Below are 7,420 nucleotides of genomic sequence, written 5' to 3' on the forward strand. Positions count from 1 at the left end.
ATGGCCGGTCTCCTTGTTGCTGACGACGCAAGTCACAGCATGTAGCTCTGCGTCCCTGGACGCAACCTACATGTTGGAGACCGGCCGCCTGTCTACTGGGCGGCGACCATCATGTCTAGCTGTCGCGCATCCGGTTGGGGTAGCTGCTTGCGGGGTTGCGCTGAAAGACCCCTCGTCCACGGGCTGCACAGTTGCATTCACGCAAACATCGGGTGCGGTGCTCCTCGGGTTCCCCGCTGCTCCACCACCTCGAGCATCCGGTGCAGATCATCATCGAGCACCGCCAGAGCGAATTCCTCGCGCATCACGGTGGCGAACGCCTCTGGCGTTTCAAGGTTACGTCGATGGCTCTCGCCGCTCTAGGCGCGCAGGGTCACCCGGTCATTAAACATGGTCAATCGGCTGCCGTCGGGCAAAGGACGCGCAGCGATCATGTTGTTCGGATAGGGCGCATCCGGATGAGTAGCGGTGTACCAATTCGCGACCTCATATTCAGCGTCGTACCGCGGGTACGGAATCACTCGATAGATGTGCTCCCACCTTTGCCCCAGCAGCTGCTGGAGCGTCAACTCTCCGTTGACTTCGATGATCGCATGAGTCCGTGCGGCGTGGGCTGTTCGACATGAGGCACAAGCACCAGCGGAGCTGTGGGCGCCAGGTTGCCGAAGCCAACGTCCGCGAGGTGGGAGCCCTGCGGCAATTCGACCTGCAGAGGCCTTGCTGGCAGCCGACACATGACGTGAAGACTTCTGCTTCGGTCGCGGACCGACATTGGCTGATGTCTACCTCCTCCCCCAAGGTCAAAAGTGCGCGTCGCTTCAACGTGGACATGGACCGCTGGCCGCTAGCGGGCGCCGTGGATACCACCTGCGGCGAAATTGAGGCGTTTCGGCGCGGCCTGACACCGGTGCAGTACTCGGCGTTGCAGGGGATCGAGAACAGTCCCGGCGTGGATCAGCGAACGCTTGCCAGGACGATTGGCTTCGACACCTCGACGACAGCCAGCGTCATCGACCGGCTCGAATCACGCGGCCTGGTGCTGCGCAACGCCGCGCCTTCGGACAAGCGGGTGCGGCTGCTGACGCTCACTGACGAGGGCCGCGCCTTGCTCGCCGAGGTGGTCCCGTCGATGCTGCGGGCGCAGGAGCGCATGCTCGATCCGCTAACGAGAGGGACCGCGCCGAATTCATGCGCATGATGCGCACCCTGGTCTCGGCCAACAACGACCTGAGCCGCGCGCCAAGCGAGCCGCAGTCTCGGGATCGGTAGTCTGCAATCAGGTCGCCCAGAGCGGTCAGCGTCATCACCATGCGGCGTCCAACTGTGTGCCCGAGGCGCTGGCGCATGCAGTGCGCCTTGGCCGGACTATCGCAGCCGCTGCAACTGCGCAGTCAGATCGAGCATCAAAGCAATGCCGACCCAATCCCTTCTTGTCCGCAGAGACTTCGGCTGTGCAGCGTCATGCATATATCCACATGACGCTGATAGCCGCCTTGAGACATGCGCAGGCAAAGCCAAAAGTATGATCCTCACGCAGGGCGAGGATCTCCCTGCCTCACAAGGTGCTCCACCAGCAGTTGCGCAGCCGATGACAGTTGCTGCGCATCGCGAAAACACACGACGAAGCGTCGCTCCGCCCAGGACTCCAGTAGCGGAATGATTCGCAGGTTGTCGGCGGCCGCCTGTCGCTCGGCCACTTCCTTCGACACCAGCCCGATGGCCAGGCCCGCGCGCACCACGCCGAGTGCCGCCTCGAAGTTGCTCACGATGATGCGAGGAATCAACGTGCGACCGAGCCGTGCCGCCGCCTGTTGCAGCATCACCTGCACCGCGCTGTTGATCGGCAGGCTGACGTGTTCGTAGTCCAGCGTGTGCTCGAAGCGCACGCTCTTCCGGGAAGCGAGCGGATGGCCTTGTGGCACCGCGATGCACAGGTGGTCGCTGCGGTACGGCAAAAATTGCAGCGGTCCGAGGTCGACCGCGTCCCAGCAAACACCCACCGAGGCCATGCCGTCGCGCACGCCTGACACCACGCCGGGGCTCAGCCGTTCTTCCAGGTCGACCTGGATGGTGCGATGCGCCGGCATCTGGAGGAAGGCGGCGACGTCATTGGCCAGCGAGCCCGCCATAGTGGAGATGCTGGCGAGCACCCGTACCTGCCCGCGGGCGCCGGTCACGTAGCTTTCCATGTCTCGCTCGATGCGCGCGGCGCCATCGAGTATGCTACGAGCGTGCTCGAGCAAGGTCTGCCCCGCGGCGGTCGGCACGACGCCATGGCGCTTGCGGATCAGCAGCGGCGTGCGCAACTGGTCTTCGAGCTGGGCCAGGCGCTTGCTGATGGCCGACCCGACGATGTGGGCCTGCTCGCCCGCGCGGGCCATATTGCCCGTCTCACAGACCGCAACGAAGAGACGCAAGGTGGTGAGATCGAGGTCGCGCAAGGTATTCCAATCGGGAACTCTTTGCTTCCGAAATGGCGAAGCAATCTACTTCCGGAAATTCTAGACTGGCGGCACAAACCAAGGAGACACGCTTGATTTCATCTTCCCCGCTGCCGCGGCGCGCCATCATTCGCGAGGTGGGCTTGCGCGATGGCCTGCAGAGCATCTCCCGCGTCGTGCCCACCGCCACCAAGCTCGAATGGCTGCGCGACGCCTACAACGCAGGCCAGCGCGAAATCGAGGTCGGTTCCTTCGTGCCGGCGCGCCTGCTGCCGCAACTCGCCGACAGCGCCGAGGTGCTGGCTTTCGCCCAGACCCTTCCAGGACTCAAGTCGTCCGTGCTGGTTCCCAACCTGAAGGGTGCCGAGCGCGCCATGGACTGCGAGGCCGACCTCATGCTGCTGCCGCTTTCCGCAAGTCACGCGCACAGCTTGGCCAACTTGCGCAAGACGCCCGACCAGGTGGTTGAGGAGATCGCCCGCATTCGCGATGCACGCGACGCGCGCGGCTCGAAGACGACGATCGAGGTGGGCTTCAGCACCGCCTTCGGCTGCACGATCCAGGGACGCGTGGAACCGGACGAGGTGGTGCGTCTGGTCGAGGCGGTGCTCGCTGCTGGCGCCGAGGCCATCGGCCTGGCCGACACCGTGGGCTACGCCGATCCGGCGATGGTGCGCGCGCTGTTCGAGGCGGCCTTGCCCATCACCGGCGACAAGCTGAACTGCGGCCACTTCCACGACACGCGCGGCCTGGGCATGGCCAATGTCTACGCGGCGCTCGAAGTGGGCGTGACTCGTTTCGACGCCTGCATCGGTGGCATCGGCGGCTGCCCGCACGCGCCCGGCGCCAGCGGCAACGTGGCAACCGAAGACCTTGCCTACATGCTGGCCAGCATGGGCATCGAGACCGGGCAGGACTTCGATGCCCTGCTCGCGCTGCGAAAGAAATTGGCGACCTGGCTGGAAGGCGAGCCGCTGCACGGCACGCTCTGGCGCGCTGGGCTTCCGCGAACGATGAAAGAGGAGGCTCTGCCATGAGCGACAACACGCAAGTGGCACAGCCCTTGAAGGGCCTGCGCGTCGTCGAATTCACCCACATGGTGATGGGCCCGACCTGTGGCATGGTGCTGGCCGACCTGGGTGCGGAAGTCATCAAGATCGAACCGGTGACCGGCGACCCCAGCCGTCGGCTGCTCGGCGCGGGCTCCGGTTTCTTCCCGATGTTCAACCGCAACAAGAAAAGCATCGGCATCGACTTGCACACCGCGGAAGGCGCGGAGACCGCACGCCGCCTGTCCGCCACGGCCGACGTGGTCGCCGAGAATTTCAAGCCCGGCACGATGGCGAAATACGGCCTCGACTACACGTCTCTGAGCCAGGTCAACCCGCGCATCATCTACGCCAGCCACAAGGGCTTCCTGCCGGGCCCCTACGACCATCGCACGGCGCTCGACGAAGTGGTGCAGATGATGGGCGGCCTGGCCTACATGACCGGTCGCCCGGGCGATCCGCTGCGCGCCGGCACCAGCGTCAATGACATCATGGGTGGCCTGTTCGGCGCGATCGCGGTGCTGGGCGCGTTGATCCAGCGCGGCATCACCGGTCGCGGCATGGAGGTCCAGTCGGCGCTGTACGAGAACAACGTGTTCCTGATGGGCCAGCACATGCTGCAGTTCGCGATGACCGGCAAGCACCCGGCACCGATGCCGGCACGCGACAACCCGTGGGCGGTGTACGACGTGTTCACGGTGAAGGATGGCGAGCAGATCTTCCTGGCGGCCGTCAGCGACGCACAGTGGCTGATGTTCTGCGATGCGCTGGGATTCGCCGACTTGAAGGCCGAACCCGAACTGGCCACCAACAACCAGCGCGTCGCGCACCGACCGAGACTGCTCAAGGCCATTGCCGAGCGCATCGCCGTTCGCAGCGCAAACGAACTCGCGCAGGCCATGGAAAAGGCCGGCCTGCCCTTCGCCCCCATCCGCAAGCCGCAAGACCTCTATGACGACGAGCACCTGCTGGCCACGGGCGGCCTTGCCGACATGCAACTGCCCGATGGCCCGAAGGCGGGCGAAACCGTCAAGACGACGCTCTTTCCCATCACGCTGGAAGGACATCGATTGGGCGTACGGTTGAGTCCGCCTCGGATCGGCGAACACACCGCCGACCTGCTGCGGGGCATGGGCTGCACGGATGGCGAAATCGAGGACTTGCGGGCACGCAGCATCGTGGCCTGAACCACGACCCAAGCCCCGGCGTCGAAACACAAGAAGCGATGGAGACAATACACATGACGAACACCACGACCCTCTTTTCCCGCCGCACGATGCTGGCTGCTTCCGCAGCCCTCGCTGTCGCGCCCTGGTCCACCGCGTCGCACGCGCAGTCGGGCGTGATCCGGATCATCCTGCCCAATGCACCCGGCTCCGGCGTGGACACGATCGCGCGGTCCGCCCAGCCTGCGCTCAATAAGGCCTTCAACGCGTCGGTCGTCATCGACAACCAGCCCGGCGCGGGCGGCGTGGTCGGGCTGCAGCAGCTCGCGCGTGCTGCGCCGGACGGCAACACGCTGTCGATCGTGTCGAACAACGTCGTGATCTTTCCGAGCGTGATCAAGTCGCTGTCCTTCAACATGCCGGGCGACTTCACGCCGATCGCGGTCATCGGCGCCACGCCGATGGTGCTGGTGGTCAACCCGAAAAGGGTGCCGGCCACCAGCAGCAAGGAGTTCATCGCGCTGCTCAAGAGCAAGCCGGACACCTTCAACTTCGGCTCCGGCGGCACCGGCACCATCCTTCACCTGGCGACGCAGTTGTTCCTAGAGGAAGCCGGCGTCACCGCGAAGCACATCCCCTACAAAGGCGTGGGGCCGATGGTAGCCGGCCTCATCGGTGGGCAGATCGACTTCGGCACGGTCGCCCTGCCGAGCGTGCAGCAATACATCAAGGCCGGCACGCTGCGGGCGATCGGCATGCTGACGGCACAACGGACGCCGGCAGCGCCGGAAATCCCGACCTTTGCCGAGCAGGGGCTGCCCAACTTTGTCGTGGACGCGTGGTTTGCCGTGATCGGGCCGAAAGGCCTGTTGCCTGCCGTCGTCAGCAAGACGCATGACGCAGTGGTCGCCGCGTTCGCCGATCCGGCCGTCAAGCAGGCGATGGCCACCCAGGGCAACACCATCAACATCGGCACGCCGGAACAGGCGCAGGCTGCGTTCAAGAGCGAAATGGCGAAGTACGCGGCGCTGGTGAAGAAGGCGGGGATCGAGCCGGAATGAGCGTGATCTCGAGACCGAGAACGATAGCGGTCCGGATACGACCGAAGAGATGCAAGAACACGGAGTCAATGTGAATGAAGACGCTCATCGAGCACAACAGGCGAATGGATTAGGCCCGGTCATTGTTGATGCGCGGCGTTCAGGTGCTTGCGATCGCGGTAGCGGGGATCGCGAGGCCTATCATCGACCTGCGCGTCCGGCGTGACCGGGCGTTTGCACCGCCCCTCGCGGGCATGCCAATGACCGGAGAGAACTGCACCGCACAATGCGTTCCCATTTGCAGGCAGGCAAGCGGCACCTCCGGGTGCCGTTTGTCTTTTCATGGCGAGCCGGCCCAGAAGTCATGCAGGGCTGTGACGTGCGGCCCAGAGCCGCCTCAAACAGGTCGGCAGGGCAGGGCGCGCGGGCGCGCGATAACGGCTCCTTACCGAGCCCAATCCTGCAAGACCCATCGAGCGAATGTCTTTGAAAGACTGTCTGCTGCCCCTCGAATATGGCTGCCGAATGACGGCAGTCGCCGAAACCCGACCTTGGCCTTTTTCTAGACGAACGGCCGGTGTACTTTGGAACCTGACCTCGCCGACATCGTCGATGAAGCCAGCATGGGTGGCAACAAGCAATCAGCACGACATCGTGCGCGAACGACCGGACCCGCAGGTCGCGAATCGGAGCTAAGGGCCCTGACCGGAAGTCCGCGCAAACGAGAACAGACGGTAGAGCAGACATTGGTTGGGTGCGCGTTGACATGAACAACAGTTCCACGATAATGGAAGTATGGAAGAAGAAGTTGTTGTCCGCTCTCTGGCCGCACTCGCACAAGCCGCTCGCCTGCAGGTGTTTCGTGCCCTGGTCATTGCCGGTCCCAGGGGCATGACACCCAGTGTGATGGCCGAGGGCTTGGGCGCTCCGGCCAATACCCTGTCGTTCCATCTCAAAGAGCTGCTGAACGCGGGCCTGGTCACGCAGGAACGCCAGGGCCGCAACCTTATCTACCGCGCCTCGTTCGAGCACATGAACGCGCTGCTGGGCTATCTCACCGAGAACTGCTGCCAGGGCGAGTCTTGCGCCGTTGATGCCTCGTCGACCCCCTGTTCGTGTTGAAGGACATCCCCATGAAGCGTTTCCATGTGCACCTGAAGGTGCAGGACTTGTCGGCGAGCATCGCCTTCTATTCCGAACTCTTCGCGGCGGAGCCCGCCCGGGTCGAAGCTGACTACGCCAAGTGGAAGCTGACGGACCCGGCGGTGAACTTCGCCGTCTCGACCGGCGGCGAACCCGGCATCGACCACCTCGGTCTGCAGGCGCAGACGCCGGAGGAGCTGGCCGAGCTCAAATGCCGCGCCTTCGCGGCGGACGCCGCCTTGCGTGACGAGGGAACCACCACCTGCTGCTACGCACGCAGCGAGAAGCACTGGGTCACGGACCCACAGGGCATCGCCTGGGAGCATTTCCTGACGTTGGACAGTATCCCAACGTTCCGGGAGTCGCAGCCCGATAGCCAAGCTGCTTGCTGCGCTCCCCGCGCCCCGACTGGGCGGCCGGTGAACGTCGCCGTCAAGGCTCAGGGAAGCTGCTGCTGAGGCTCGCAATGCCTGACTCCAAACCCATCAACGTCCTGTTCCTCTGCACGCACAATTCCGCGCGCAGCATCCTCGCAGAAGCCATGCTGAACCATCTGGGCCATGGACGGTTCAACGCGTTCT

At 64.4% G+C, this 7,420-nt stretch carries 8 protein-coding genes and 1 pseudogene; 7 read left to right on the forward strand and 2 right to left on the reverse strand.

Annotation, left to right across the window (positions count from 1 at the left end; genetic code table 11):
* Positions 1–359: 359 nt before the first annotated feature.
* Positions 360–772: pseudogene (locus ACSFBL_RS35175) on the reverse strand (arylamine N-acetyltransferase).
* Here ACSFBL_RS35175 and ACSFBL_RS35180 point away from each other — a divergent pair.
* Positions 740–1,198, forward strand: a complete 459-nt coding sequence (locus ACSFBL_RS35180; protein WP_435520437.1) for a MarR family winged helix-turn-helix transcriptional regulator — start codon at positions 740–742, stop codon at positions 1,196–1,198. The pseudogene ACSFBL_RS35175 and the gene ACSFBL_RS35180 overlap by 33 nt on opposite strands.
* A gap of 331 nt (positions 1,199–1,529) precedes the next feature.
* On the opposite strand, the gene ACSFBL_RS35185 is transcribed toward ACSFBL_RS35180, so the two are convergent.
* Entirely contained in the window at positions 1,530–2,441 is a 912-nt protein-coding gene (locus ACSFBL_RS35185; RefSeq protein WP_435520438.1) for a LysR family transcriptional regulator, read from the reverse strand.
* Between the two features lie 92 nt (positions 2,442–2,533).
* Between ACSFBL_RS35185 and ACSFBL_RS35190 the strand changes: the two genes are divergently transcribed.
* The 6 genes from ACSFBL_RS35190 to ACSFBL_RS35215 all read left to right on the forward strand — a co-directional run.
* The gene (locus ACSFBL_RS35190) at positions 2,534–3,478 is read left to right on the forward strand and encodes a hydroxymethylglutaryl-CoA lyase (protein WP_435520439.1); all 945 of its coding nucleotides are present in this window, start codon (positions 2,534–2,536) and stop codon (positions 3,476–3,478) included.
* Complete coding sequence (locus ACSFBL_RS35195; RefSeq protein ID WP_435520440.1) at positions 3,475–4,677, forward strand: CaiB/BaiF CoA transferase family protein; 1,203 nt, start codon at positions 3,475–3,477, stop codon at positions 4,675–4,677. Before ACSFBL_RS35190 ends, ACSFBL_RS35195 begins: the two co-directional genes overlap by 4 nt.
* A gap of 53 nt (positions 4,678–4,730) precedes the next feature.
* Positions 4,731–5,717 carry a Bug family tripartite tricarboxylate transporter substrate binding protein gene (locus ACSFBL_RS35200; RefSeq protein WP_435520441.1) on the forward strand — a complete coding sequence of 329 codons (987 nt, stop codon included), beginning with the start codon at positions 4,731–4,733 and terminating at the stop codon, positions 5,715–5,717.
* Positions 5,718–6,491: 774 nt separating this feature from the next.
* A complete protein-coding gene (locus ACSFBL_RS35205; protein WP_435520442.1) occupies positions 6,492–6,818 on the forward strand; it encodes an ArsR/SmtB family transcription factor in 327 nt (108 codons plus the stop codon).
* 11 nt (positions 6,819–6,829) lie between these two features.
* Positions 6,830–7,297: an ArsI/CadI family heavy metal resistance metalloenzyme gene (locus ACSFBL_RS35210; protein WP_435520443.1), complete on the forward strand. Its 468-nt coding sequence runs from the start codon at positions 6,830–6,832 to the stop codon at positions 7,295–7,297.
* Positions 7,298–7,305: 8 nt separating this feature from the next.
* A partial coding sequence (locus tag ACSFBL_RS35215) for an arsenate reductase/protein-tyrosine-phosphatase family protein (protein WP_475539801.1) occupies positions 7,306–7,420 on the forward strand: 115 nt, incomplete at its 3' end.

It is taken from the genome of Variovorax glacialis, from assembly GCF_051216375.1.
Classification (GTDB): Bacteria; Pseudomonadota; Gammaproteobacteria; order Burkholderiales; family Burkholderiaceae_C; genus Variovorax.

What these genes read in the sequence shown, in the direction of transcription:
- ACSFBL_RS35195 (WP_435520440.1), top strand. Translation starts at nt 3,475, where the DNA reads ATGAGCGACAACACGCAAGTGGCACAGCCCTTGAAGGGCCTGCGCGTC.
- ACSFBL_RS35200 (WP_435520441.1), top strand. Translation starts at nt 4,731, where the DNA reads ATGACGAACACCACGACCCTCTTTTCCCGCCGCACGATGCTGGCTGCT.
- ACSFBL_RS35205 (WP_435520442.1), top strand. Translation starts at nt 6,492, where the DNA reads ATGGAAGAAGAAGTTGTTGTCCGCTCTCTGGCCGCACTCGCACAAGCC.
- ACSFBL_RS35210 (WP_435520443.1), top strand. Translation starts at nt 6,830, where the DNA reads ATGAAGCGTTTCCATGTGCACCTGAAGGTGCAGGACTTGTCGGCGAGC.